Source organism: Haloplanus sp. CK5-1, assembly GCF_037201915.1.
Lineage (GTDB): Archaea > Halobacteriota > Halobacteria > Halobacteriales > Haloferacaceae > Haloplanus > Haloplanus salilacus.
Window position 1 is genome coordinate 2,409,823 of sequence record NZ_CP147505.1, and the last position, 24,062, is coordinate 2,433,884.

Consider the following 24,062-nt stretch of genomic DNA (forward strand, 5'->3'; position numbering starts at 1 on the left):
ATCTGTGGCCCCTACTCCAGTCGCTCGGCCGCGTCCCGGTCCAAGAGCGGTTGGGCGTTCGCCGTCGGGAGCGTCACCACGTCCTCGCTCGTGAGGTCGTACTCGCGGTCGTCGACGCCGAAGATCTCGCCCACGTCGCGGGTGATCCGCAACATCGTCCGGTCGGTGTCGGGTGTCGCGACGGCGTCTCCCCCGTCAGTGGCCGGTCCGTCGAGCCCGGACGGGGACGGCTCCGGATCCGGATCAGGGCCCGGGTCCGACGGGTCGGTTCGGTCCTCCCCAGTCCCGACCGACGCGGCCGCCGGGACACCGCCGTCGTCCGCGGGCGCGACGGGGCCGTCAGCGTCGCCGTTGCCGTCCCCACCGCTCTCGCTCTCGCTCCCGTTTCCGCCGCCACCCATCGCCTCCGCGAGGAGGTCGTCGGGATCGGGGGCTGCCGGCGTCGGATCGTCGGTCGTCTCCACCTCCGTCGGGTCCGCGGGGGCTGCCGGCGTCGGATCGTCGGTCGTCTCCACCTCCGTCGGGTCCGCGGGGGCCGCCGGCGTCGAGTCCCGTGGACCCGTCGTATCGGCGTCGTCCTCGTCGGCGTCGGCATCGCCGACGAGATCGTCGAGCACCGCCCGGCGGTTGTCCTCGATCCGGGCGACCAAGTCCTCGAACAGGTCCCGTTCCTCGCCCGTGAGTCCCTCGTCCTCCGTAGCCATCCCCGCGGCGGCGAAGGTCGCCCGCTTGACGATCTTGCCGATTCGCCGTTCGTAGATGCTCTCGACGACCTCCTCGGCCGTCCCGATCTCGTCGCTGAGGCGGCTCACCTCGGGCGACGAGAAGGGGTCGTCGACCTCGCTCGCGACGCGTTCGCGCTCCGCCTTCCGCTCGGCGACGTACTCGGCCACGTCGCGGTAGAAGGAGTCCCGGAGGTGTTGGAGGCTGTCTTTCTGTCGTTCGGTCCGCTGGACCGTGCGCAGTTCCTCGACGTTCATTCTTTGACTTTCCGGGCTCGGTCGCGCGCCATCAGGAACACCCCGACGCACTCCGGTACGGAGTGGTCGCCTGCATCGAGTGTAAAGCTGTCGCCGTTCAGTTCCACCTGCCCGGGATCGGTCACCTCGACCCGGACCGAGCGTCGCGTGAACCGCTCGGGGACCGCGTCGACCAGTGGGTCGAACGCGTCGAGGTCGTCGCGGTCGATCCGGCGGACGACCAGCCCGCTCCCGCCGTGGAGACTCCCCGGCAGGCGGATCAGCCGCCGAGTGTCGGTCGTCACCGGTTCGTCTATCGGCGCGCTCTCCGCCTCGACCGTCTCGTGGGCCAGTGCCTCGACCAAGGTGCGTGCGCCCGGCCCGCCGACCTCGACGTTGCCCTCCTCGACGGCCGCCTCGTTGCCGACGAACACGCCGAGCAGAGTCGTCGCGCGTCCCTCGCCGATGCCGTCGACGGCCATGAGCCGGTCTTTCGCCGTCGCTTCGTCGACCGACTCCAACTCCTCGACGAACGCGCGGAGGCGACGGTGGGTCCGTCGCCCCCATCCGCCACGGGTGCGGAGTTCGCGCCGGGTCGTCCCGCCGACCGCGCGCGTCCGAACCAGCCCCTCCACGTCGAGGTCGACCGCGCGGACGTAGTCGACGATTTCGCGTCTGGCGGCCGAATCCAACTCGGCGAGCCCCCCGTCGCGGACGTGGACGTGGTACCCCCGACCCCCGGAGAACACCACGGTCACGTCCTCGAACCCGAAGTCGCGTTCCAGCAGGTCGAGCAGGCGCTCGAGGGCGTCCTTGCAGTCGGCGAGCATCTCGGCGTAGGTGGCCGCCTCGGGGTCCGTTCCGGGGAGGTGGTCCGCGTCGAGGTCGAAGACGAGGTCGGCTCCCTGCCACCCCTTCTCGTCCATCGACCCCGCGCCCGGATCGTCGTACCGCGCCGCCGAAAAGTAGACGTGCCGCGGCGCGTCCCGCTGGAGGAAATCACCCAGATCCCCGAGGTCGTAGATCGACTGGTGGCGGACCATCGTCGTCTCCGCACCGCTCGTCCACGGGATGTGCCCCCACTCCCGAGACGCCGCGGCCGGCGGTCGGGTCGGCTCCGCGCTCCGGTAGTAGTCGCCGAACCGCCCCGCGAGGTACTCGCGTGTCCGTCGGTCCATTCGTCACGCCCTCCGACGTCGACGGTATAGTAGCTTGTGATCGGTCGGCCGTCGTGCCGACATAGGGTCGTGGAAACCCTTTTTTCCGGACGCCGTGAGACGTGGACATGGACACCGCGGCGGTCGCACAGACCGAATCGACGCCGCCGACGGGGACCGCGGAGCTCTTGTCGTGGCTGTGGGGGATCACCGCCGTCCGGATCCTCGCCGCCGTGGTCGTCGTCGGACTGGCGGTCGCCGTCTCGAAACTGCTCGTCCGCCTGTTGGGTCGTCCCGTCGCACGCCGGTTCGAGCGCCAGAGCGTCGCCCAGACGGTACTCGGGCTGCTCCGTGTCACGACCGTCGTCATCGGGACACTGATCGGTGCGAGCTTCCTCGGCCTCCAGATCGGCGACATCGTCCTCTCGGTGACGGTCTTCTCGGCCGTCCTCGGTATCGTCCTCGCACCGATCGTCGGGAGCGTCATCAACGGCCTGTTCGTCCTCGCCGACAACCCTTACGAGATCGGCGACATGATCGAACTCGAGGACGGCCGTCAGGGGTTCGTCGACGATATCACGATCCGGTACACGAAGATCCTCACCCTCGACAACACGTTCCTGGTCGTCCCGAACGCCCAGATGCGCGAGCGAGACGTGACCAACTTCTCCGCGGAGGACGAACGGACTCGGCTCTCGATTCCCCTCCTCGTGACCTACGAGGGCGACCTCGACGAGGCTCGACGGATCATGGAGCGGGCGGCGAGAAACTGCGACGAAGTGATCGAGGGCGGACCGGACATCCGCATCGGGAGTGCCCGCTACCCGGCGCGGCCGACGTGTCTGATCAACTCCTACGCCGACAGCGGGGTTCGACTCGTTCTGCGGTTCTGGGTGCAGACGCCGTACAAGATCTCCCGGATCGAATCGACGGTCCGCGAGCGGATCTGGGAGCGTCTCGACGACTCCGACGTCGAGATCGCCTACCCCCACCAACACCTGAAGTTCGACGAGCACAGCGGTCGCGCCCGCGTCGCCCTCGAGAACGGCACCCAGCCACCGGTCGATCCGGAGGTCGCCCTCCACGACGAACCGTCGATCGACAGCGATGACCTCGATGGAAGTTGGTCCGAGGCCGCCGACGGCGGGGAGTGAGCTATTTCGCGTCCACGGTGATGACGTCGCAGTCGACCTTCTCCCGCAGAAATCGGTCTACGTCCGGATCGTCGAGAAACCGGCCGAACGCCCGCCGCAACCGCCCGACCTGCTTCGAGCCGACGACGACCGCGTCGGCGCTCTCGGCGGCCACCTCGTCGAGGATCGTCTCCTCGACGAGAAAGCCCCGCCGGACGACGTAGCGGGAGCGGTCGAGCGGCCCGAACTCCCGTTCGACGGCCCGCTTCAGCGCCGTCCGTGTCACCTCGCCCGTCTCTTGGTACAGATCGACGTGTAGCACCGTCAGGTCGGCGTCGCGCTCTTCGGCGACCCGGATCGCCTCGGCGAGTGTCGCCCGGGAGTGCTTGCTGAGCGGGTAGCGAACCGGTACGACGACCAACGTCATACGCTATCGACGGCGGGGACCGGTTTCATCTATTCGGTTCGCGGCGGTCGGCTCGCTCTCCGCGCCTGGACGTCCCCAACGCGGGCGATCAGTCCTCGAGTTCGAACGCCACCACGACCTCGGCTTGGTACTCGCGGTCCTCGACACCGGCAACCTCGACACCCAGTTCCTCGACCTCGATCCACTTCACCCGGTCGAGGGTCTCGGTCGCGCGGTCGATGGCGTCGTCCGCGGCGTCGTCGAAACTCTCCGAACTCCGGCCGATGAGCGTGATCTTCTTGAATACCATGGGTCTTTCTCCCTCACACACTTCCCCGACGATTGACTTAAATCTCCGCCGACACCACTCCCGATCACTCCGGACGCCGGGCGACGACCCGGGGTCGGCGGTAGTCCGCAGTCCACCGTCCGTCCTCGAACAGGTCGTCCCGAAGGCGGTCCTCGACGGCCCAGACCACGTCCCGCCTGTCGGCGTCGGGAACGCTCTCGAGGAGTCCATCGCCGAACATCCCGAGCCACGAGACCAGCCCGTCCGCCCCATTCTCGAGCTCGGTCGGCCGGTCGAACAGCCTCGCGTACCGCACCTCGAACCCGTGTGACTCGAGTTTCGTCGCGTACTCACCGACGCTCGCGAAGTACCACGGGTTCTCGACGTCGGTGGTCAGCGTGAGCTAGCCGCCCGGTTCGTCGCCCTCGAGGACGAGGGGATCGAGGTCGGCGCGTGCAGCGTAGACCGCCGCCGAGAGGCCGGCAACGCCTGAACCCGCGATGACGAGGTCGTGGCTGTCCTCGGTCATTTATTCGGTGTGGGTCTCGATGAGCGCTCGGAGTTGGTCTTCACTCTGGAGGCCGACGAGTTCTTCGACCTGCTCGCCGTCGGCGAACAGAACCAGCGTCGGGACGCCCCGAACACCGTAGGCTCCTGCGAGTTGCTGGTTGGCGTCGACATCAACCTTCGCGACAGCGGCGTCGGTCTCTGCGGCCAGCGTCTCGACGACGGGCTCGAGCATCTGGCAGGGGCCACACCAGTCGGCGTAGAAATCCATGAGGACGACGTCGTGTTCTGCGACGACGTCGTCGAGTTGGGACTGCCCGTCGACGTGGAGCGGTTCGTTCGTGGTTGCGGTTCCAGCGTCGGACGCTGTATCGGTTGCCATCACCAGTACGTATGGACCCGCGACCATTAAGGATTTTGGGTGATATATACAATACTACACAAGTTTTTCTGTCGGCGAACGTATCGGTCCGCCGCTCTATACCGCGCGAGAGTTAGCTTTTCCAGGAGAGTAACGGAATCCGGCGGGTAGAGAAGAGAGGAAATTAGCTTTCGGCGGCCGGGGTCGTCGTCTCGGACTGTTCGTACTTGGTCTCGAACTCCTGGATGAGTTGTCCCATCTTCGCGTACCAGTCGTTGAGCAGTCGCTGCATGTCGTCGGCGATCTTGGAGGGGTCCGTCGGCGAGTAGACGTGGTAGTAGCCGCCTTGGTCGTAGTTGATCTGGTCTTTCTCGATGAAACCGGTCTGCAGCAACCGCTGGACGGCACGGTAGGCAGTCGAGCGTTCGCGGTCGACTGCGTCGGCGATTTCGTCGACGGTCAGCGGTTCTTCGGCCTCGACGAGCGTCTGGAAGCACTCCTTGTCGAGTTCTTTGAGGCCGTGGAAGCACTCCAGTAGCCCCTCGCACTCCATATCCCGGCGGAGTTGTTCGGACATCGAATCTGGCATCGTTATCGTGACAACGTAGGTCTCGAGTCGTTAAAAGACTTTTGTGCAGTTAGTACAATTTTGCGGAGAGCCAACAGCGTAGTGAGAAACAACGCGTGAGCCGCTACTCGTCGCTCTGGGAACCACCACAGAGTAAACGAACGACCCGGCCCGACTGGGTAGCGGGTTGGCGCAAACCCAGCTTAGTCCGTAACCGTAGTCCCCTGACGGCGCGTCCGACGGAGCGAAGCGATCGTCGTATAGAGGATCGCAAAGGCGACGACGACCGCCGCGCCGATGACGAGCACCAACCCGAGCAGTTCGAGAGTCGGATTGCCGATGTAGGACCCGATTTCGCCGATACCCACGGCAATGGCACCGATCAGGAGCATTCCGCCGAAGTAGATTTTGATACCGTCGGCGTCGACGACGGCGGTCGCAGCGGAGCCGATACGCGCACCGAGTGCGCTCCCGAACAGCAGCGGGACGACGATACCGAGGTTCACGCCGCCGCCCTGTCCGTAGAGGTAACTTCCGAGACCGCCGGAGAAGACGATTTCGAACAGATCAGTGCCGACGGCGACGGGTACCGGGACGCCAATCGCGTAGATCATCGCCGGCATCCGGATGAAGCCACCACCGACACCGAGGAAGCCGGACAGAAGACCGGTCGCGAAGGCGACGGCAGTGATGACCCACACGGAGACACGGACGTCGCCGCGGAGCGTCACCATCGGTGGGATCCGAACGGTCTGCTGAATCGTTTTGGCGACTTCGGGGGTCTCGTACTCGCCGAGGTCCTTGGCAGCGGCCTCGTGGTCGACCCCATCACCACCGTCACTGGTCACGGCGTCACGGGTCACCATCGCACCGACACCGCCGAGCAGGACCACGTAGGCGACACTGATGATACCGCCAGCAACTCCCAGCGATTCGAGGTAGTAGACGCTGGCACGCCCCGCCTCGATACCCATCGTCGTCCCGGTGATCATGATCGCGCCGAGCTTGTAGTCGACCTGCCCGAGGTCGTGGTGTTTCAGGGTAGCGATGACGGCCGTCCCAAAGACGAACGCCATCCCGCTCCCCACTGCGACGGGTGCCGGGTACTCCAGCATCAGTAGGGCAGGGGTGACGAGGAACGAGCCACCCATGCCGAAGAACCCGAACAGGACCCCGACAACGAGACCGAACCCGACGAACAGCGCCAGCATCTCGGGGCTGGTCCCCAAGATGCCCAGCCCCCCGAGGAGACTATCGAACATCCGTTTCACCACCGATCAGGAGCTTCATCAGATAGGGACCGAAGAGCCGTTCGAGGCCGCCGTAGCCCACGTACAGCACGACAGCTTCCAGTAGAATCGTGCCGATAAGCCAGGCCGTCTCCGGGTCCCACGTGGGAACCTCTAGTCCTGCCATCGGTTCGTCCTCCGACGTCCAAAGACGGTGATTCGCTGTTGCCACATTTCTGCTCAGTATCCCCTACCCGCTTCGATCTTATAACAATTTTGGGGTTACTACACAATACTATATTCGGGTAACCTCGGCGGGAGTATCGATAACTTACGGAGAACATACGGATGCTGGCAGCTCGAGAAATCGCTCAGCGGCGCTGTCGGTGTCGACTATCCCGACGAAATCGAACGAAACCGTGTTGTGGACGCTCGACAAAAATCGTCGATATGCGGGCCCTGTGCGCGACCGATCTGTCGGCTGCAAGTGAGGCCGCAATAGAGAACGAAACCTGCCTCGACTGCTTGGGCCGTATCGGCGTCGAGACGATCCATCTCGTGACGGTCGTTCCGGCGAACGTCCACTCCGGCATGCCCGGCGTGAATTTCGAGGAGCGACGCCGACGGGCGCTCGACGAGTATCGGGCGGTGATCGAAGCCGCCGGGTTCGACGTCGAGACCCACGTCGTCCGTGGAACCCCCTATCGACGTATCAACGGCCTCGCTGAGGCTGTCCACGCTGACCTCTCGGTCGTCGGCTCACGGGGGCAGAGCCCCTTGGACAATCGTGTCGTTGGGTCGACCGCCCGCAACCTCGCTCGGACGACTGTCGTCCCGTTACTGGTCAACCGCATCGAGCGAGCGACCGACGACCCCGAGGTTCTCCGAGAACACCTCTTTCAGCGGCTGCTCTTCGCGACGGACTTCTCCGAGAACGCCGACCGAGCGTTCGACGCCTGCTCCTACCTTCATCACGCGACCGAGGAAGCCACGCTCGTCCACGTTCGGTCGCGGAAAGACGAGGGCGTCGACACCGATGTCGACCCCCGGGAGCAGCTCGCCGAGCACGCAAGCACGCTGGAAAACTGGGGCGTCGAGACGCGGATCGAGGTCCGGCACGGCGATCCCGCCGACGAAATCCTCGCCGTCGAAGCGGAGGTAACGCCCTCGACGATCCTCGTCGGGTCGAAGGGACGAAGCCGCATCCGACGACTCCTGTTGGGGAGTGTCTCCGAAGAACTCGTCGCACAGGCGACGGGGAACGTCTTCCTCGTTCCGCCGCCCCGGGCAGTCTGAGGAAGTCGACGACCAGCACCACGGCCGCCACACCGGCGAGATGCGTCAAAGAACACCGAACAGTACCTCGGTGCCACCTACAAGAGGAGGAACGCGGTTGCGTACGCAAGCCCGAACGCGAGGAGGAACGACCCTGCCCACGCCCCCACCGTCAGGAGAATCTTTCTGGCATCCACCGCCGCCCGCCCGCCAACCGCGGCGCCGCTCCCGATGATGGCGCTGACGACGATTTCGTTGAACGAGACCGGGACGCCCAGCAGGACGGCCAGCTGTGCGATCAGGAACGACGGCACGAGCGCCGAGATGGAGCGACGCGGACCGAGCGACGAGTAGTCTTGGGCGAGCGACTTGATCATCCGCGGCGCTCCCGTCCACGAGCCAACGAGCATCCCCAAACCGCCTCCGACGAGCACGGCAAACGTCGAGACCACCCCGACGTCGTCGAGTAGCGGGAGCAGCGGTCCAACTGCGAGGCCGACCTGACTTCCCCCCGCGGAGAACGCCACGAGCGATCCGAGCACCAGTAGTACCCGACGCAGGCCGCCGCGTTCGTCACGGCTGATGTCCCACCAGACGACGGCCGCGACGGCCAGTGCCGCGAAGCCGGTGATCCCGACCGCCGACGCGGGTCCGTCGACCGCCAGTACCCGCTGTCCGAGCCCGCGGGCAGTTCCCGCCACGCTCCCCTCTCCGAGAAAGCTGAACCGAACGTTCACGAGGACAGCACCGACGAGGCCGGCGAGGACGGGAACACTGTACCGTTCGGGGACGTCGGAACGCGGGAGGAGGCTCGCGATGGTGAACGCGATGCCGCCGCCGACGAACGGCGTCAACACCCAGACAGCGGCGATCTGCTGGTACTTCGACCAGACCGGCGTTCCGCCGAGCGCGAGACCAACGCCGATGACCGCGCCGGTCACGGTGAACGCAGTCGCGATCGGATAGCCGGTCGTGATGCCGACCGCCATCAGCCCCGCGCCCAACACGAGTACGAGGATGACCCCGGCGACGGGAAGGCTGATGCCGCCGACGAGGCCACTGCCGATGGCTTCCGAGACGTTGTTACCCTGGGTAACGGCACCGGCGAAGCCGAAAACCCCGACGAGCAGCGCGGCGCGCATCGTCGTGATAGCGTTCGCGCCGACGACGGGGGCGTACGGCGTGGCGCCGCTCGACCCGGCGCCGATGACCCACGCCATGAACAAACTGGCGAGCGCTGCACCGACGAAGAGGGCGATGAGAGCGAGGTCCATAGAAGTGAAACGAGTTAGTCTGCGCCCGTCGCGGCGGTGTTACGCGCCCGACGCTGGCTCCGCCAGTAGCCCTGGGCGTACGCGCCGACGAACATTCCGGCGAGCGCCCAGAGGATGGTGACGTTGCCGACGCCGAGGCTCGCGTACGCCGCGCCCGGACAGATGCCCGAGAGCCCCCAGCCGACGCCGAAGACGGTGCCGCCGACGAGTACGTTTCGGTCGAACGGCTTCAAGCGGCGCTCGTAGGGGGTGCCCGTGAGGGGCGCAGCGTCTCGGATCCGTGGCAGCAGGGCGAACGCGATCCCGGAGACGATTGCGGCGCCGAACATCACGAACGGGAGACCGAGGTCGTCGAACTGGAGGAAGTTCAGTACGACCTCCGGTCGCGCCATGTGGCTGAATCCGAGCCCGAACCCGAAGATCAGGCCACCGACGAAGATCAGCGGCTCGAACAGCGGGTGCCGGTCGTCGCTCACGAGTCGCTCCCTCCAGTCGCTCCCGTTCGCGCGGTTCGAGACGCGAGCGTCTCGTAGCTCACGGGCTCACCCCCAGCGCGGCGACGACCTGTGCGGTCCCGATCGCGACGGTCAGGAACGTCAGCACGCCGACCAGCGACGTCTTCGACGCCGAACCGACGCCACAGACGCCGTGCCCGGACGTACAGCCCTTGCCGATCCGAGTGCCGATACCGACCAGAATACCGCCGACGAACAGCCGCCACGGTTGGACGTCGGTCGTCCAGAACGTCACACCGGCGACCTCGTACAGTTGGCCGGTCGTTCCGGGTTCGTACAGCGAACTCGTGACCAGACCGGACTGGAACGTCGCCGCGAACGCCAGCCCGCCCAAGATGATGCCGGCCGTGAACACGAGCCGCCAGTCACGCGAGCCGACGTACTGCTGGAACCGCGACTGGTCGGAGGCGTACGACAGCGTCGACTCCAGGAACGTGCTCGCTCCGGCCGGGATACCCGTTCCGACGTAGATCAGGACGGTCCCGAGGCCGACGAGCAGTCCGCCGGCGGCGTACCGGCTGATCCCGTTCGGGAACAGGTCGGCGACCGTCTGGAGCAGTACTGGATCAGTAACCATCGGTGTCGTTAGTCACCCGCGAGGGAGTCCTGGCTGGCTGCGCAGTTGTTCGGCCCGAGTTCCAGGGTGAACGCTTCCTCGTCGCCGACGGCGTTCTGGCCGAGGTTCGTGGCGATGATGTCCTCGTAGTTGGCCGGCCGCGGCGGCATGTCCGAGAGGATCAGGTCGACGAACTCGTCCTCGTCCATCGTGAGCGCGTCCATCTCCGTGACGAGGTCGCCGATGGGTGCCGTGAAGGTGCCGTCGGCGGCGGGCTCGGCGGAGTCGCTGTAGTGCGCACCACCGACGAGCGTGTCGTCGGGCAGCGTCAGCACGCGCTCCTGCAGGGACTCGTAGAGCAGGCGCGCGGCATCCGGCGCACCCTCGTCGCCCTCCTCGAGGTCGGGGCGGGCGACGCTCTCGACGAACAGCCCGTCGCCGGTGGCGAGCAGGCTGTCGTCGACGAGGTACGAGGTCATCCCGGTCGTGTGGCCTGGCGTGTAGACCGCCTCGATCGTTACGTCGCCGACCCCGAAAGTGTCGCCGTCCGCGGCCGTGGTCATCTCGTCGGCGTAGGTGACGCCGCGGTCGACGGCGGCTTCGGGGATGACGCCCTCGACACCTTCCGCGTCGAGGTCGCGCACTCCGGAGATGTGGTCGGCGTGGATGTGCGTATCGAGCGCGTACTGCAGATCGACACCGAGTTCGTCGGCGTTTTCGAGGTAGCGATCGGTGAATGCCCGAAGCGGGTCGATGATCGCCGCCTCCCCGTCGTCGTAAAGCAGGTAGCCGAGACAGCCCGAGGAGGGACGCTGGTACTGGAGGAGCGTGCCGGTGCCGTCGTACCGCTGGACCTCGACGGCCTCGTAGATGCCCGCCCAGCCGTTCATGCCGTCCTCGAGGTGGTCGACGTCGTAGCCGCGCTCCGCGAGTGTGCCCGCGACGTACTCGCTGGCACCGCCCTTCGCGCACAGGACGGTCATCTCTCGGTCGTCGGGAATTCGACCGAGGACGTCCTCGTCGATGTCGTCGTCGAGGAACTCGAAGTACGGGACGTTGATCGACGTGACGTTCTCACCGTCGATACGCCACTCCTCGTAGTCCAACTGCATACGCACATCGAGGAGCGTGACGTCCTCACCGGCGTCGATACGGCCTTTGAGCGACTCCGGGTCGACGGACTCCACGTCGACGTCCGGAGTGGGGAAGTCGTCGGCGTTCATGTTGTGCGGTCATTTCTACCGGGTGGGCGTACAAAAGGGTTTGCATAGTAATTCCTTTTCTAAGCAATACTACTGTAGTGGAATCTCACGATTAACATGGCGTATACCATATTTGACCGCTCTACGCGATCTACTCTGATCCCACATGACAATTAGTGGTTCGCGATCTTCACAAGAACCGACAATCTTTTACTTGGGTAGAGGGTATTGTGCGATAGCTCCAATACAGACTAACGGAGCAGATAACCAATGAGTGCCGAATTCGACATCACGGAGACGCTCGACGTCAAAGGTGCATCGTGTCCCATGCCAGTTGTGAAGACGAAGTCCGCCATCGACGATCTAGCCGAGGGAGAGATCCTCGAAGTGCTGGCGACCGATTCGGGAAGCATGAGCGACATCGACGGCTGGGCGTCCGGTACTGATGGCGTCGAACTCCTCGGACAGGAGGAAGCCGACGACGTGTACAAACACTACGTCCGCAAGACGGAGTAACGATGAGTACGGACACACCCGACGCGGCAACCGACGACGCGCCGTCCCGTGCGGAGCTGGCCGCCCGCGTCGACGAACTCGAAGACGCCCTCGCCGAGGCCACTGCCGAGGACGACACCAAGAAGATGAGCATCATCGCGACGAAGGGCACGCTCGACATGGCGTACCCGCCGCTCATTCTCGCCAGCACCGCGGCCGCGTTCGATTACGAGGTGACCGTCTTCCACACGTTCTGGGGGCTGGACATCCTCCACGAGGAGCGCTCGAAGAACCTCAAACTCAGCTCCGTCGGCAACCCCAACATGCCCGTCCCGAACGCCGTCGCGGCGCTCCCGGGGATGGACCGCGTGACGACGAAGATGATGGAGAAGAAGATCGCGGACAACGACACCGCCACCATCGAGGAACTCGTCGAGACGAGCCTCGACATGGGAGTCGAGTTCCAGGCTTGTCAGATGACCATCGACCTGATGGACTACGACGAAGACGACTTCTACGACGGTGTCACCACGGGCGTCGGCGCGGCGACCGCCCTGCAGGACATGGCCGACGCCGACGTTCAGCTCCTCGTCTGAATTCCCGTGACCACACTCGGGGATCCGATTCTCCGAATCGTCGATGCCGTCCCGGAGGGCGTCGACACGGATGCGGTAGAACCGTCGATCGAGGACGCTACGGCATCCAGTCTCGATATCCGGTTCGCGTACCGTGGTCAGGTCGTTTCGCGTGCTCGTCTCGTACTCGTGTGACCGCACGAACTCGTCTGCGGCCTCGACGACGTACCGTGGGCTCGGTCCGTGGGCGCCGAAATTCAGGTAGACGTCCTCGTGCAGGCGGGGGTGTCGGCGCGAAGTTCTCTCGGTCTCATCTCGTTCTCGGTGAGTTAGTCGCGATACTGCCCGATCAGGTCGCGGAGTATCCGTTCGTTCTGGCCGCCGCGAAGTCGTTTCACCGGTTGCCCGTCGACGAACAGGACGAACGTGGGCGTGCTCTGGGCACCGAACTCGATCGCCGTTTCGAGATTCGATTCGATGTCGACCGTCAGGATCGTCGCGTCGGTGTCTCCCGCGAGTTCTTCCAGAATTGGCTCCATTCGTTCGCAGGTGCCACACCACTCCGTGTAGAACTCGACGAGCGCGACGCTACTGTCGTCGACGACCGCTTGGATGTCGTCGTCGCCGAGTGAAATCACGCCGTCCGTCTCCGCTGTCCGTGTTGCCATCGCCGGACTCTACGCACCGTATGTTTAATAGTCTTGGTCTTTTTTTACAATACAGCCTGCCCCGGTCGATCCCTCATCGACGTCGATTTCGGCGAGTGGCTCCGCGTCGAAGTCCAGCCCCTACACCGATCCGGGCTCGACGGTGCGGGCAGCCGGCAGCGCGAAGTACCCGCTTTCACACCCACTTCGGCGACCGATTCGCCAGCCCCGATACCGAGGTTCCGGAGCGTCGTCCCGGGCGACGGCCAGCTCCCAACCGGTCCCAGTCGGGTTGGCCGGTGTGCCGGAACCGTTCCATCGCTATCTGGAGCGGGACGTGTCGATGCCCAACAGGCGGTACAGGAGACACACTCGAACGAGTCCGGTGCCGACCAGGACGAGGCCCACCAGGGACAGCGCTGCGCCAACCACCGTCCCGAGTGCTAGGAGGTCGCCGAGTATCGCTAGTCCGACGAGCCCCACCGCGAGTCCGACAACGATCCGAGTCCGTCTGTCCGTCGCACCAATATTGTTCTTCATATTCATAGACACACAATACAGATGCATAAGTCTTTCTCGACGGACGGGCTGCCACTGGAGACGCTCCGACGGCGGATCGATCGTGTCGTCGGTTGGCTACCGATCGATCCGGGATCTCCACGCGGCCGGAAGCCGTGTGTAGACGACGGCACTGTCGACGAGCACGTCAACTGGGGCGTACTCGTCGAGGCATGCACGGTGTCGGCCTCGCGGTGTGTCCGGACGTACTCGGGAGTAGTCGGGCGCTCATTCGCCCGCCAACTCCCCATCGAGGACTTTCGCCGCCGTGAGAATCGGATTCCAGACGGGGCTGAAAGGCAGCGCGTATGCCAAGTCGGCGTTCCGGAGTTCAGTCACCGTCGTACCGGCCGTGAGTGTCGTCGCGACCGTGTCGATACGCTTCGCACCGTCCCGGCCGACCACGCCCCCTCCCAGCAGCCGACCGGAGTCCCGGTCGGCCACCAGCGTGACCGTAAGCTCCCCACCACCTGGATAGTAGTGCGCCCGCGTCGGCGCCGTTACTGTGACCGAGACGGGATCGAAACCGGCGTTCCGTGCCCGTTGCTCGTCGATGACTCCAGTTCGGGCGGCACCCAAGTCGAACGCCTTGACGGTATCCCGGCGATTTCGCCAACCGGTTCCGGGTCACCAACGACGGTCTGACCGATCGCACGGCCGGCACGGTTGGCCGTCAGCGCCAGCGGTACGTGGTCCGGCTCGCCGGTCACGACGTGGCGGGCCTCGGCGCAGCCGCCTGCAGCGTAGACGTTCCCGTAGTTCGCCCGGCCGTACTCGTCGGTCGCGATTGCCCCGGTTTCCCCCAGTTCGATGCCGGCGTCCGCCGCGAGGTCGGCGTTCGGTTCGACACCGACGCCGACGATGGCGATTTCGGCGGGGTGGGACTCGTCGCCGACGGTGACGCGCTCGACCCGCTCGTCACCCTCGAAGTCCGAGACGGCCGTGTCGAGGTGCAACCGGACGCCCTGCGCTCGAAGGTGGTCCTCGACGACCTCGGCCACCGCGTCACCGAACGGCTGGAGGACGTGTGGGAGCATCTCGTAGAGGTGGACGTCGACGCCGTGTGCCGACAGCGCCTCGGCCATCTCGATGCCGACGTACCCGCCGCCGCCGATCGCTGCCGACTCCGGCGAGTGTTCGGTGACGTAGTCCTCGATTGCGTCGGCCTCGTCCATGTCGTGGATGGTGAACACGCCGCCGGGACCGAGACCGTCGAACAGCGGTTCGATGGCGCTCGCACCCGTCGCGAGGAGGAGGTGATCGTAGGGCTGGTCGAACGTCTCGCCGCCACCCTCGACGGTGACGGTTTCGGCCTCGGGGTCGACACCGACGACCTCGTGGTCGGTCCGGAGGCCGACGCCGCGCTCGTCACGGAACTCCCCCGGCGTCACGGTGACGAGTCCTCCAGGTCCTCGACCTCGCCCTTGACGTAGTAGGGCATCCCACAGGCGGCGTAGGACACCCACTCGCCTTTCTCGAAGACGACGACGTCCAGATTTGGGTCTTCACGCTTGGCCTTGCTCGCGGCACTCATTCCCGCGGCGTCACCGCCGACGACCACGAACGTGTCGCTCATATCTCGTGGTTGGTGTGGTAGAATCGAAAGTGTTTTGCAGATTGCACAATATTACCACTGCCGTCCCGTAGCTCGGGGCCACCCCACTCGGAGGGGAAGTCCGTGACGGTACTATAGTAGCGTTTGTAACTGTCCGCACACCTGATCGAACGCTGTCATGCGATCAGATGTGTGATAACTCACAAAGGCTACTATAGCTACGGGAGACCGGGACGGTAGAGCCGTCCGGAGTACTGAGAACGTCCACGCGACGGCGATCAACAGGTGGCCGACGAGCGTCAGCGACCTCACGAGTGAGCCGTCGTCAGAGTGACGTCCATCCACGTCGACAGCCTATCGATCGTCAACGAGTCACGTGTGCGTTTCGATCACGGAGCGAAGACGAGCTTCGTCCTGCATTCCGACGAGCCGTTCCGCCGGCTGTCCGTCAGCGAACAAGACGAGCGTCGGAACGCCTCGAACACCGTATTCGGCGGCGAGTTGCTGGTTCGCGTCGATATCGATCTTCGCCACGGTCGCACCGGTCTCGGCCGAGATCGTATCTACGATCGGTTCGAGCATCTCGCAGGGGCCACACCAGTCGGCGTAGAAGTCGGCTAGCACGAGGTCGTACTCGACGACGGTTTCGGATAGCTCTGCGCCGTCGGTGATCCGGATCGGCTCGGACGGGCTCTTCGAGGCGGACTTCTCAGCACCGCCCGTTTCGGCCCGGTCTCGAAGCTCCGCCAATTTCTGTCGGCGGATCTCCTCGATGTCGTCGGTCATTAGCCGTCCGTTCGAACCGCGCCGTAATGTATTTTTCATAGATAGTACAATACTACCTCGGAGAGCATCGAGCGAACGAGGGGCAGGAACGGGCCTGTCGTACCCCTCTCGGTCGTCCGAGTTTCGGCTGTAGCGAATCGAAGCTGTTCTCGAATACCACAATACCACGTTAGCCGAGGTGGTACTGGCGCGATTCTATTCCCACGAAGCCGCGCTTTCGCTGCAGACGGCCCGAAGAGACTTTGTCCCGAAGCCCCGGTCGCGTTAAGTTAGAGGATGAGGCGGACGAGTTCTGAGTGCTTATGCTAGAATTCGACCGCCTCAACGGATGTATCGAGTGGATCGACTTGTCGTTTGTGGAGCGAGAGCGGACTCCCGAGTGGGCGATTCAAGTGGGCATCCGGTGTCATCTCGCCGGTATGTCAACAAGGGATGCCAGTCAGTTTCTCGATGAGTTGGGAGTCAAACGTAGTCACGTCGCGGTTCACAACTGGGTGCACAAGGCCGATCTACAGCCGATGTCGACGGTGAGTGCGGATCAACTTGCGGTTGACGAGAAAGTGATCCGCATCAACGGCGACGACTACTGGCTGTACGGTGCCGTCGATCCTCAAACAAACGAAATCCTGCAGTTCAGGCTGTTTCCAGCGACGACGAAACAGACGACGCGATGGTTTCTGACCGAACTTCATCGACGATATCGGCTAGATGGCGTCGAATTTCTCGTCGATGACGCCGATTATCTAGTGAACGTCCTCGACGAAGACGGGTACCGATTCCAGATGATTTCACACGGGAATCGGAATGCCATCGAACGTGTCTTTTGGGAGATAGAACGACGAACCTCATCGTTCGCAACTAGTTTCAGCCATGTCGAACCGCAGACAGCAGAATCGTGGCTCAAAGCCCTCGCCGTCCGGCACAACTCACGCCAAAGTTAACGCGACCGAAGCCCCAAGATAATACACGAATGACGCTCCCAATTGACCCGAGCCAGATCGACCCCGCAGACATCGGTGAAGAACGGGCAACACTCGAGATGAGCCACGACGATGCCATCGAACACGTCCGCGACGTGTTCACGGACGCCGGCTTCGGCGTCCCCGTCGAGTTCTCCCCGTCCGAGATGCTCAACGAGAAAGTCGACGCGGGTCGGGACCCTTACTACGTACTCGGCGCGTGCAATCCCGAGGTAGCCGACCGCGCGCTGGATGCGACCGACAACAAACTCGGGTCGCTCATGGCCTGTAACGTCGTCGTCTGGGAGAAAGAACCGGACAAGCAGGTCGTCTACCACGTCTCCATCATGCGCATCGCCCGACTGGTCGGGATGGCGCCCGACAACGAGGAGATGGCGGACATCGTCGCCGATACCGGCGAACTCGTCGACGAGGCATTCGCGAACCTCTAACGTAGGGTATCACACGTCCGATGCCGGCCGGGCTGACAACCTCGACGATGCACAGCAACGGTACCGGTTCCTCTCCGTGGAGGAACTGCTCTGAGCACTGTCGTCCGATGGCGACGAGACTGTCGCGGACCTCGGGAGCGGGACCGGGTTCTACGCCGACGACGTCGCACTGGCTGTCGACCATGTGTACGCCGTCGAGTGTCTCTCGTTCCGGTGTGGAAACGAGGCACAGAGCGTCACGTGCCTGCAGTGCTTACCGAGGTGTAGAACGGCCGGCGCGGTTTCGCCTCTTCGAAGTCGACCAGGGCAGCGGATGAGTCCCCGAGCGAAGGAGCCCCTGAGGGGGTTCGATACGGATATCCCCTGTATGCGCCGTCGTCCCTCGAGCACGTCCACTGACGCCGGCGTCCACCTCATCTCGTCGTGCTGGACCTTCGCGGGGCGGGAGCTTACAGTTCGACGTCGCTGACGCTCTCGACGTCGAAGCGAGTCACGTCGGGTTCGCCGGCGAGGAGGTCGGGGAGTGCCGCCTCGAACTCCCCGAAGTGTTCGGTCTCGACGTGTGCGCCGAAGGCCGCCTCGTCCTCGTACTTCTCGACGAACCGGAACAGGTTCGGATCGTCGATATCCGTGTTGACGCGGTAGTCGATGATCCCGTCTTCGGCCCGGGAGTGTTCGGCGAGGTGTTGCATGAGTTCGACCGCTCGGTCGCGGTGGGCCGGATCGATCGGAAACGTCGCGTGGACGACGAGCATTGCGTCACCATCCCCCACTCCCGGACATATATACGCTCGGCACGCGTGCGACGCCGTCGCATCGGGCCCGCGTCCCGTCGACTCCCGCGGGTTGTGGGTCGTAATCGTGCCCGAGTTTGGGCATCCGGGCAACGTCTCCCGTATGTGGGGCTCGACCGCCAGCGAAAAACACGCTAACCCGTGAGAGGCCTGTCGCCTCGCGTGGGTCGGTCCGTCGACAGTACCATTATGTCGCTCCGGCGAACAGTGCTCCCCGTGGATCGGAACGTCACTCGCCCGAACGCTCACGCCACCGAGGGACGGAGCCACTGAGCCGATGCCACCGAACGCCGTCCAGATGGAATCGAACGAGTCGACGGACCACGAACCCTTCGCGACGCTCCGCAACGGGCGGCGACGCGAGGTCATCGACTATCTCCGCGACCGGCCGGGCCCCGTCGACCTGCGCGACCTGAGCGAACACGTCGCCGCCGTGGAGAACGACTGCGATCCCGCGGACGTGACCTACGACCAGCGAAAGCGGGTCCAGACCGCCCTCTACCAGATGCACCTGCCCAAACTCGCGGATGCCGGCGTCGTGTCCTACGACCGGCGTGCGGGCGAGGTGACACTCGTCGACGGGGCCGAGCGCTGTCTCCCCTACCTCGATGCGGTCGACGAGCGACGACGACGCTGGTGGCGGTGGTACCTGCTCGTCGCTGCCATCCTCGCGGTGCCGATAGCGCTCGCGGCAGCGGGTGTCGGCCCGTTCACGCGGGTCCCCGGGTTGGCCTACGCGACGGTCGCCGTTCTGTCGTGTGCCTTCGTGTCGCTGGTCCAAGTCGCGGTCGAACGCGACTGAGCCGACCGATCACGCCGGCCGGGCGTCAGTCCTTCCCCGCCGTCCCGGGGCCGAACCGGTCGGCGAGGACGCCGACCAGGTCCGTCAGGTGGGCGGTACCCCAGATGGCGACGATGACGCCGCCGAGCGTGTCGAACAGCAGGTCCAGCATCGTGTCGCCGAGCCCGTACTGGACGAGGACGGCCTGGGTTCCCGAGAGCGACGCGACGACCGTCACGCCGAACTCGAGGACTTCCCAGAAGACGCCGAACGCGAGGACGAACAGCAGGATGAACACGAACATGAACCGGTCGGGGAGCGAGACGCCGTCGGAGTGGAGTTCGAAGGCCCGAGCGGTGGCGTACCCCGCCGCGGCGACGATGGTCGAGGACAGCGTGTGGGTCAGGTGGTCCCACCACCAGATGCTCCGGTAGAGGTTGGTCGTCGCCCCGGGAAGCCCGGCGGTGCCAAAGGCGTGGAGGAAGACGGCGACGGTGATCCACAGCGTCAGCGCCGAGTCCATCGGGATGTGGTAGTCGCGTTCGAGCACCGCAGGGAGGTACGTCACGCCCAGTCCGACGGCCGCGTTGACGACGATACCCGGGTTGCCACGCTCGAACCCGACGAACACGAGGCCGACGAGTAGCACCTGCATCAGCCGTGAGAGCTGTCGTTGGCGCCGCTCGTTCAGCCCGAGACGGTCACGGATCCGCATCTCAGTCGCTCCCCCTCCCGGCCGCCTCGGTCGGATACCGCGGCGTCGCATCGGCGAACCGACGGAAGTAGTACTCGAAGCAGACGCCGGCGACGACGCCGGCCACCGTCGCGGCGACGAAGTCCCACATGAGCGCCTCCTCGATGACGTGTTCGGGGCGGCCGTCGAGGAGGACCTGCGTCCCGAGGAGCGTGTCGGAGAGCCACCGTGCCTCGGCCCACAGCCCCGCCGTCGCCACCGTCGTGACGACCACGAACAGCACCGCGAAGGTGTGGGTCATCCGGACGGACGTGAACACGTCGAGTTCCACCGCGACGATGAGCGCGGCGGCCGCGACGGCGACGTAGGTGGTCACGCGGCCGGTGAGCGTCACGCCGCCAACGGTCTGTCCGACGACGAGGAGTCGCACGACTGCGGGGACAGAAGCGAGTGCCAACACCTCCCACGGAACCATCGCGTCGGGACGACGGAAGGCGACCGCCGGGACGGCCGCCAGGGCGACGAGCGTCAGCGTGAAGCCCGCCCAGAGGGGGCGTCCGTCGAGGACCGCTACACCGGCGGCGAGACAGAGGACCCCGACGAACCCCCACCCGAGCACGGCGTTGAGTCGCCGGCGCTCGAACAGGTCGTAGATCCCGCTGTCGGGGTCGACGGTTGGCATGGAACGCCCTTTGCCCGGTGGGGGTGAAAACGCTTCGGCACCCGTCGATCAGTGCGAAATCCCACGAGCCGAAGATACAAAACGCCCTCGCGCCGTAGGTCGTCCCATGCCGGACCAACAGTCGGGACGCCTCCCTGCCGACGAGACGGACGAACAGACGTGGTTGGACGTCGTCGACGACGTCCTCGATACGGCCATCGATCGGGAGGAAGAACTGGAGTGTACGTTCGAGGACGTGACCGTCGACGTCCCGTTGCGGATGGACGCCGACGCCGAGTTCGCCCGGTGGCAGCTGGACGGCACCGTCCGGATCCACGTCGACGGGATGCGTGGCCCGCTCGCCGAGTGGCTCCGCTGGTGGTCAACACAGCTCTCCTGACCGACTCGAGCGAGGTGTTTTGACGCTCGCCCGCCTCCTCGCGGTATGGTCGAGGCGACGTTTCGCGTGTTCGAGACCGACTCGGGGTCGTTCCGCTGGCGACTCCGCCACGCCGACGGGACGGTCGTCGCGTCAAGCGACGGAACGTATCCGACTCGGCAGGCGGCGATGGCCGACGTACAGCGTGTCAAACACGTCGCTGCGGAGGCGGGCGTCGACTCGCTCGGGCCCGACGATCCGGCCTGACCGTCACCAGCCTTCGAACTTGTCGCGGCGGTAGACGTCGATCTCGTGGACCGTCGAGTGGTCCTGCGCGGCCGCGAAGCCGATCGCGTCGGCGATCTCCTCGGGTTCGCTCACCTCGCCCGGTTCGAACCGCTCGGCGAACGGGTCGCCGTCGTCGCCGCCGAACTCCGTTCGCACTTCGGTCGGGTTGACGACGGTGACGCCGACGCCGTCCGGCCCGATCTGTGCCTCGACGCTGTGGGCGAACCCCCGAACCCACCACTTCGTCGCGGCGTACACCGGATTGCCGGGCCGAGGGTACTGCCCCGCGAAACTCCCGACGAAGATCAGGTTGCCCGAGGACTCCGCCAGGTGCGGGAGCGCCGCCCGCGTCGCGTAGAAGACGCCGTCGACGTTCGTGTCCATCATCGCCCGGTAGTCCTCGGTCGAGAGGTCGGCCACGTCGCCACCCCGGCCCAGTCCCGCGTTGTTGACGAGGACGTCGAGGCCGCCCCACTCGTCGACGGCGGCGTCGATCAACGCGTCGACGGCCGCCTCGTCGCGGACGTCCGTCGGGACGACGAGGGTCTCCGCGCCGTACTCCGCGTCGAGGTCGGCCGCGATGGACGCCAGTCGATCCTCGCTTCGTGCGGCGAGGGCGACGCGTGCCCCCTCACTCGCGAACTCGTGGGCTGTCGCCTCGCCGATGCCTGAACTCGCACCCGTGACGACGGTCGCGCTGTCTTCGAGGCTCATGGTCGTGGGAGCCGTCGGCCCGCAGACCCTTTACTCTCCCCATGGCTCGAACCGAGATAGTTGCGTTTAAATATCGCCACTCCTTCGGATGGAATGTGATCGACGCGCGGTGCGTCGACGGGCTCCGATGGTGTAGTCCGGCCAATCATATTGCCCTCTCACGGCAATGACCAGGGTTCGAATCCCTGTCGGAGCATGGCAGCGAGTTTTTCGAGCGAGGAGCGCACGACGGGATTCGAATCAGGGAGCGGCCTCCACGCGACTGTGGTTCGAATCCCTGTCGGAGCATGGCAGCGAGTTTTTCGAGCGAGGAGCGCACGACGGGATTCGAATCAGGGAGCGGCCTCCACGCGACTGTGGTTCGAATCCCTGTCGGAGCATTAGATTTGCGGGCAAATCAGATACCTTGGGCCATACCTCTCTCGTGATCGGTCCCCTAGTGTTCGATTCGCCGAGCTGCTGGCTTGGTTGCGCAAAACGGCCACCCGAAGTCGTGTACGCTCCCATTCGAGAAGCGTCGGTCGAGACTGTAAACCGGGGTTATTCTGAATCCCATCCGATCCCAGAGCGACGTTCAGCTGGGGCCAACGGACTTGACGGAAGCGTTCGGTCAGACTCGAACTCACGGTTCGCTCGGAAGCGGCGATCCCAGATGTGAATTAGGTTGCTTTGGGTGTTCTTGTCTCGCTCCCCGTGGCCGAGATTGGTGCCTCAGTCGCTTGGGGAAGTGTGACGACGAACGTCGATCCGTCAGCCCCCGTCTCGGCGAGTTCGATAGTGCCGCCGTAGCGGTCGAGTAACTGCCCCACCGGATAGAGTCCGAGTCCACGATCCCCTTGTCTCGTCTTCTCGAAGAGCTCGTCCAGTGCGCGGTCGGTGATTCCGGGACCGTTGTCGCTGATAGTCACCGTCACAAGTTCGTCGTCCGTCTCGACTGCCTCGGAGACGAATCACACCCCCCGCGTTCTCCCCAACAGCGACGACGCGAACCGTGGTGGCAGGGAGCTGTACCCCCATCAGGATTCGAACCTGAGGACTCCGCCCCGCGTGACGGTGCGGATGCTTGATCCTGACCCAAGCTCCGGAGACCCGCCACCGGCGTCCGCAACGACGCCACGACGCAATAGCGTTTCCCCGTCCGCGACTGGCGAGGATTCATTGTTCGGGCGCTCTCCGGGGTGGGTATGGACCGAGCGGCCTCGGGAGCGGATCGGCGACGAACCGCACGGAACGACTGCGGGGTGACTGGCTGATGCGCTATCTCGCCCGTACGACCGACGGTCGGCCACTCGCCGGCGACGACGAGGGGTTCGTCCCCCTCGGTGCGGCTCTCCCGGACGCGTCGAGTGTCCGGGACGTCCTCCCACGGGCGACCGAGGGCCTCCCTTCCCTCGACGACGCGACCGCCGAGCGAGTTCCCCGGACCGCGGTCACGCTCGGTCCGGTTCTCGACCGGCCGGGGAAACTGTTCGGTATCGGCCTCAACTACGCCGGCCACGCCGCGGACCTCGCGGAGGAGCCACCGGACGAACCGGCGAGTTTCTTCAAGCCCGCCACGGCCGCGACGGGGCCGGGCGGCCCGATCCGCCTCCCGCCGGCCGAAGAGACGGACCGCGTCACCGCGGAGGCCGAACTCGCCGTCGTGATCGGTCGGACCTGTCGGGACGTGCCCGTCGCCGACGCCGACGAGGTGATCGCGGGCTACACGCCGGTTATCGACGTGACCGCGGAGGACGTCCTCCAGCGGAACCCCCGATATCTCACCCGGGCGAAGAGCTACGACACCTTCCTCGTTTTCGGCCCACATCTCGCCACCCCGATGCCCGGCACGTCCCTCGACGACGTCGAGGTACGGACGGTCCTGAACGGGTCGGTCGTCGCTCGAAACACCGTCGCGAACATGCACTTCTCGCCGCGCGAACTCGTCGCCCGCCACTCCGAGGTGATGACGCTCGAACCCGGCGACGTAATCTCGACGGGGACGCCCGGGGCGGGCCGGATCGAACCGGGCGACCGGGTCCGTGCCGAGGTGGATCGGTTCGGGGCCGTCGCCGCCGACGTGGTTCGGCCGGAGGAGACCGATATGGAGTGACGGCCGTACGGTGTCGAGAACAGACCGAATCGGGAGGCTGTGGCTCGTGGGAAGCGACGTGGCCGCTCACGGTGACGACCACGCGAACGCGAGCGGTGGTGGGGGTGGATTCGACTCCCCGTCCGAGCACCGCTGCGTGCAACCCCCGAGAGACAGAGGAGAGTACACGCTGACCCGATCCGCGGTCGAACCGAGGCGTGC

General features: G+C 65.3%; 29 protein-coding genes, 1 tRNA gene and 7 pseudogenes. 12 read left to right on the forward strand and 25 right to left on the reverse strand.

The genetic code is table 11. The features are described 5' to 3' along the window. Window positions 1–11: 11 nt before the first annotated feature. Together NBT81_RS12740 and priS are read right to left on the reverse strand one after the other, a co-directional pair. Window positions 12–980, reverse strand: a complete 969-nt coding sequence (locus NBT81_RS12740; RefSeq protein WP_338739098.1) for a hypothetical protein — start codon at window positions 978–980, stop codon at window positions 12–14. Beyond that, window positions 977–2,137 carry a DNA primase small subunit PriS gene (priS, locus tag NBT81_RS12745; RefSeq protein WP_338739100.1) on the reverse strand — a complete coding sequence of 387 codons (1,161 nt, stop codon included), beginning with the start codon at window positions 2,135–2,137 and terminating at the stop codon, window positions 977–979. Before priS ends, NBT81_RS12740 begins: the two co-directional genes overlap by 4 nt. A 107-nt stretch (window positions 2,138–2,244) precedes the next feature. On the opposite strand from priS, the gene NBT81_RS12750 reads away from it, so the two are divergent. Next, complete coding sequence (locus NBT81_RS12750) at window positions 2,245–3,270, forward strand: mechanosensitive ion channel family protein (RefSeq protein ID WP_338739102.1); 1,026 nt, start codon at window positions 2,245–2,247, stop codon at window positions 3,268–3,270. Window position 3,271: 1 nt separating this feature from the next. On the opposite strand, the gene NBT81_RS12755 is transcribed toward NBT81_RS12750, so the two are convergent. The 8 genes and pseudogenes from NBT81_RS12755 to NBT81_RS12790 form a co-directional block, all read right to left on the reverse strand. Beyond that, window positions 3,272–3,676 (reverse strand): universal stress protein, encoded by a 405-nt coding sequence (locus NBT81_RS12755; RefSeq protein WP_338739104.1) that lies wholly within the window; start codon window positions 3,674–3,676, stop codon window positions 3,272–3,274. Window positions 3,677–3,764: 88 nt separating this feature from the next. After that, a complete protein-coding gene (locus NBT81_RS12760) occupies window positions 3,765–3,965 on the reverse strand; it encodes a dodecin (protein ID WP_338739106.1) in 201 nt (66 codons plus the stop codon). 64 nt (window positions 3,966–4,029) lie between these two features. Further along, window positions 4,030–4,332 (reverse strand): annotated as a pseudogene (locus tag NBT81_RS12765) (SAM-dependent methyltransferase); the annotation flags it as partial. A gap of 18 nt (window positions 4,333–4,350) precedes the next feature. Further along, window positions 4,351–4,473, reverse strand: a pseudogene (locus tag NBT81_RS12770) (FAD-binding protein); the annotation flags it as partial. Next, on the reverse strand, window positions 4,474–4,833 hold the full coding sequence (trxA, locus tag NBT81_RS12775) for a thioredoxin (protein WP_338739110.1): 360 nt from the start codon (window positions 4,831–4,833) through the stop codon (window positions 4,474–4,476). A 163-nt stretch (window positions 4,834–4,996) separates the two neighbouring features. Continuing rightward, window positions 4,997–5,401, reverse strand: a complete 405-nt coding sequence (locus tag NBT81_RS12780) for a helix-turn-helix domain-containing protein (RefSeq protein ID WP_338739112.1) — start codon at window positions 5,399–5,401, stop codon at window positions 4,997–4,999. A 182-nt stretch (window positions 5,402–5,583) separates the two neighbouring features. Beyond that, complete coding sequence (locus tag NBT81_RS12785; RefSeq protein WP_338739113.1) at window positions 5,584–6,642, reverse strand: sulfite exporter TauE/SafE family protein; 1,059 nt, start codon at window positions 6,640–6,642, stop codon at window positions 5,584–5,586. Beyond that, the gene (locus NBT81_RS12790) at window positions 6,632–6,796 is read right to left on the reverse strand and encodes a DUF7512 family protein (RefSeq protein ID WP_338739115.1); all 165 of its coding nucleotides are present in this window, start codon (window positions 6,794–6,796) and stop codon (window positions 6,632–6,634) included. Before NBT81_RS12790 ends, NBT81_RS12785 begins: the two co-directional genes overlap by 11 nt. 263 nt (window positions 6,797–7,059) lie before the next feature. On the opposite strand from NBT81_RS12790, the gene NBT81_RS12795 reads away from it, so the two are divergent. Next, on the forward strand, window positions 7,060–7,905 hold the full coding sequence (locus NBT81_RS12795; protein ID WP_338739117.1) for a universal stress protein: 846 nt from the start codon (window positions 7,060–7,062) through the stop codon (window positions 7,903–7,905). A gap of 77 nt (window positions 7,906–7,982) precedes the next feature. On the opposite strand, the gene NBT81_RS12800 is transcribed toward NBT81_RS12795, so the two are convergent. The 4 genes from NBT81_RS12800 to NBT81_RS12815 are packed head-to-tail and all read right to left on the reverse strand — an operon-like array spanning window position 7,983 to window position 11,452. After that, complete coding sequence (locus NBT81_RS12800; protein ID WP_338739119.1) at window positions 7,983–9,158, reverse strand: inorganic phosphate transporter; 1,176 nt, start codon at window positions 9,156–9,158, stop codon at window positions 7,983–7,985. Between the two features lie 14 nt (window positions 9,159–9,172). After that, the gene (locus NBT81_RS12805; RefSeq protein ID WP_338739121.1) at window positions 9,173–9,634 is read right to left on the reverse strand and encodes a YeeE/YedE family protein; all 462 of its coding nucleotides are present in this window, start codon (window positions 9,632–9,634) and stop codon (window positions 9,173–9,175) included. A gap of 58 nt (window positions 9,635–9,692) precedes the next feature. Beyond that, entirely contained in the window at window positions 9,693–10,250 is a 558-nt protein-coding gene (locus NBT81_RS12810) for a YeeE/YedE family protein (RefSeq protein WP_338739123.1), read from the reverse strand. Between the two features lie 8 nt (window positions 10,251–10,258). Beyond that, complete coding sequence (locus NBT81_RS12815; protein ID WP_338739125.1) at window positions 10,259–11,452, reverse strand: MBL fold metallo-hydrolase; 1,194 nt, start codon at window positions 11,450–11,452, stop codon at window positions 10,259–10,261. A 249-nt stretch (window positions 11,453–11,701) separates the two neighbouring features. Here NBT81_RS12815 and NBT81_RS12820 point away from each other — a divergent pair, with 249 nt between their 5' ends. After that, entirely contained in the window at window positions 11,702–11,947 is a 246-nt protein-coding gene (locus NBT81_RS12820) for a sulfurtransferase TusA family protein (RefSeq protein WP_338739127.1), read from the forward strand. Between the two features lie 2 nt (window positions 11,948–11,949). After that, window positions 11,950–12,522, forward strand: a complete 573-nt coding sequence (locus NBT81_RS12825) for a DsrE/DsrF/DrsH-like family protein (RefSeq protein WP_338739129.1) — start codon at window positions 11,950–11,952, stop codon at window positions 12,520–12,522. A gap of 141 nt (window positions 12,523–12,663) precedes the next feature. On the opposite strand, the pseudogene NBT81_RS12830 reads toward NBT81_RS12825, so the two are convergent. The 6 genes and pseudogenes from NBT81_RS12830 to trxA (NBT81_RS12850) form a co-directional block, all read right to left on the reverse strand. Then, a pseudogene (locus NBT81_RS12830) lies at window positions 12,664–12,815 on the reverse strand (aminotransferase class V-fold PLP-dependent enzyme); the annotation flags it as partial. A gap of 15 nt (window positions 12,816–12,830) precedes the next feature. Then, window positions 12,831–13,169, reverse strand: coding sequence for a thioredoxin family protein (locus tag NBT81_RS12835; RefSeq protein ID WP_338739131.1), 339 nt, complete (start codon window positions 13,167–13,169; stop codon window positions 12,831–12,833). 123 nt (window positions 13,170–13,292) lie between these two features. Then, window positions 13,293–13,467, reverse strand: a pseudogene (locus NBT81_RS17375) (class I SAM-dependent methyltransferase); the annotation flags it as partial. Between the two features lie 2 nt (window positions 13,468–13,469). Continuing rightward, a complete protein-coding gene (locus tag NBT81_RS12840; RefSeq protein ID WP_425498663.1) occupies window positions 13,470–13,694 on the reverse strand; it encodes a YgaP family membrane protein in 225 nt (74 codons plus the stop codon). Window positions 13,695–13,934: 240 nt separating this feature from the next. After that, window positions 13,935–15,282 (reverse strand): annotated as a pseudogene (locus tag NBT81_RS12845) (FAD-dependent oxidoreductase). A 351-nt stretch (window positions 15,283–15,633) separates the two neighbouring features. After that, the gene (gene trxA, locus NBT81_RS12850) at window positions 15,634–16,047 is read right to left on the reverse strand and encodes a thioredoxin (protein ID WP_338739134.1); all 414 of its coding nucleotides are present in this window, start codon (window positions 16,045–16,047) and stop codon (window positions 15,634–15,636) included. A gap of 302 nt (window positions 16,048–16,349) precedes the next feature. On the opposite strand from trxA (NBT81_RS12850), the gene NBT81_RS12855 reads away from it, so the two are divergent. The 3 genes and pseudogenes from NBT81_RS12855 to NBT81_RS17380 all read left to right on the forward strand — a co-directional run. Next, window positions 16,350–16,988 (forward strand): IS6 family transposase, encoded by a 639-nt coding sequence (locus NBT81_RS12855; RefSeq protein WP_338739136.1) that lies wholly within the window; start codon window positions 16,350–16,352, stop codon window positions 16,986–16,988. 29 nt (window positions 16,989–17,017) lie between these two features. Continuing rightward, a complete protein-coding gene (locus NBT81_RS12860; protein WP_338739138.1) occupies window positions 17,018–17,458 on the forward strand; it encodes a DUF302 domain-containing protein in 441 nt (146 codons plus the stop codon). After that, a pseudogene (locus tag NBT81_RS17380) lies at window positions 17,418–17,657 on the forward strand (hypothetical protein); the annotation flags it as partial. The gene NBT81_RS12860 and the pseudogene NBT81_RS17380, both read left to right, overlap by 41 nt. 250 nt (window positions 17,658–17,907) lie before the next feature. Here the strand turns inward: NBT81_RS17380 and NBT81_RS12865 are convergent. After that, window positions 17,908–18,213: a putative quinol monooxygenase gene (locus NBT81_RS12865; RefSeq protein ID WP_338739140.1), complete on the reverse strand. Its 306-nt coding sequence runs from the start codon at window positions 18,211–18,213 to the stop codon at window positions 17,908–17,910. 316 nt (window positions 18,214–18,529) lie between these two features. Between NBT81_RS12865 and NBT81_RS12870 the strand changes: the two genes are divergently transcribed. Next, on the forward strand, window positions 18,530–19,054 hold the full coding sequence (locus NBT81_RS12870; RefSeq protein WP_338739142.1) for a DUF7344 domain-containing protein: 525 nt from the start codon (window positions 18,530–18,532) through the stop codon (window positions 19,052–19,054). 25 nt (window positions 19,055–19,079) lie between these two features. On the opposite strand, the gene NBT81_RS12875 is transcribed toward NBT81_RS12870, so the two are convergent. Continuing rightward, window positions 19,080–19,748 (reverse strand): hypothetical protein, encoded by a 669-nt coding sequence (locus NBT81_RS12875; protein WP_338739144.1) that lies wholly within the window; start codon window positions 19,746–19,748, stop codon window positions 19,080–19,082. 1 nt (window position 19,749) lies between these two features. Beyond that, complete coding sequence (locus NBT81_RS12880; protein ID WP_338739146.1) at window positions 19,750–20,409, reverse strand: hypothetical protein; 660 nt, start codon at window positions 20,407–20,409, stop codon at window positions 19,750–19,752. A 106-nt stretch (window positions 20,410–20,515) separates the two neighbouring features. Here NBT81_RS12880 and NBT81_RS12885 point away from each other — a divergent pair, with 106 nt between their 5' ends. Both NBT81_RS12885 and NBT81_RS12890 read left to right on the forward strand, forming a co-directional pair. After that, the gene (locus NBT81_RS12885; RefSeq protein ID WP_338739148.1) at window positions 20,516–20,788 is read left to right on the forward strand and encodes a hypothetical protein; all 273 of its coding nucleotides are present in this window, start codon (window positions 20,516–20,518) and stop codon (window positions 20,786–20,788) included. A 45-nt stretch (window positions 20,789–20,833) separates the two neighbouring features. Continuing rightward, window positions 20,834–21,034, forward strand: a complete 201-nt coding sequence (locus NBT81_RS12890) for a YegP family protein (protein ID WP_338739151.1) — start codon at window positions 20,834–20,836, stop codon at window positions 21,032–21,034. A 3-nt stretch (window positions 21,035–21,037) separates the two neighbouring features. On the opposite strand, the gene NBT81_RS12895 is transcribed toward NBT81_RS12890, so the two are convergent. Beyond that, window positions 21,038–21,769, reverse strand: coding sequence for an SDR family oxidoreductase (locus tag NBT81_RS12895; RefSeq protein WP_338739153.1), 732 nt, complete (start codon window positions 21,767–21,769; stop codon window positions 21,038–21,040). Window positions 21,770–21,890: 121 nt separating this feature from the next. Here NBT81_RS12895 and NBT81_RS12900 point away from each other — a divergent pair. Continuing rightward, window positions 21,891–21,965: transfer RNA gene (locus NBT81_RS12900), tRNA-Glu, on the forward strand. A gap of 463 nt (window positions 21,966–22,428) precedes the next feature. On the opposite strand, the pseudogene NBT81_RS12905 reads toward NBT81_RS12900, so the two are convergent. Continuing rightward, window positions 22,429–22,689 (reverse strand): annotated as a pseudogene (locus NBT81_RS12905) (sensor histidine kinase); the annotation flags it as partial. A gap of 332 nt (window positions 22,690–23,021) precedes the next feature. Here NBT81_RS12905 and NBT81_RS12910 point away from each other — a divergent pair. Further along, window positions 23,022–23,861: a fumarylacetoacetate hydrolase family protein gene (locus tag NBT81_RS12910; protein WP_338739155.1), complete on the forward strand. Its 840-nt coding sequence runs from the start codon at window positions 23,022–23,024 to the stop codon at window positions 23,859–23,861. Window positions 23,862–24,062: the final 201 nt, after the last annotated feature.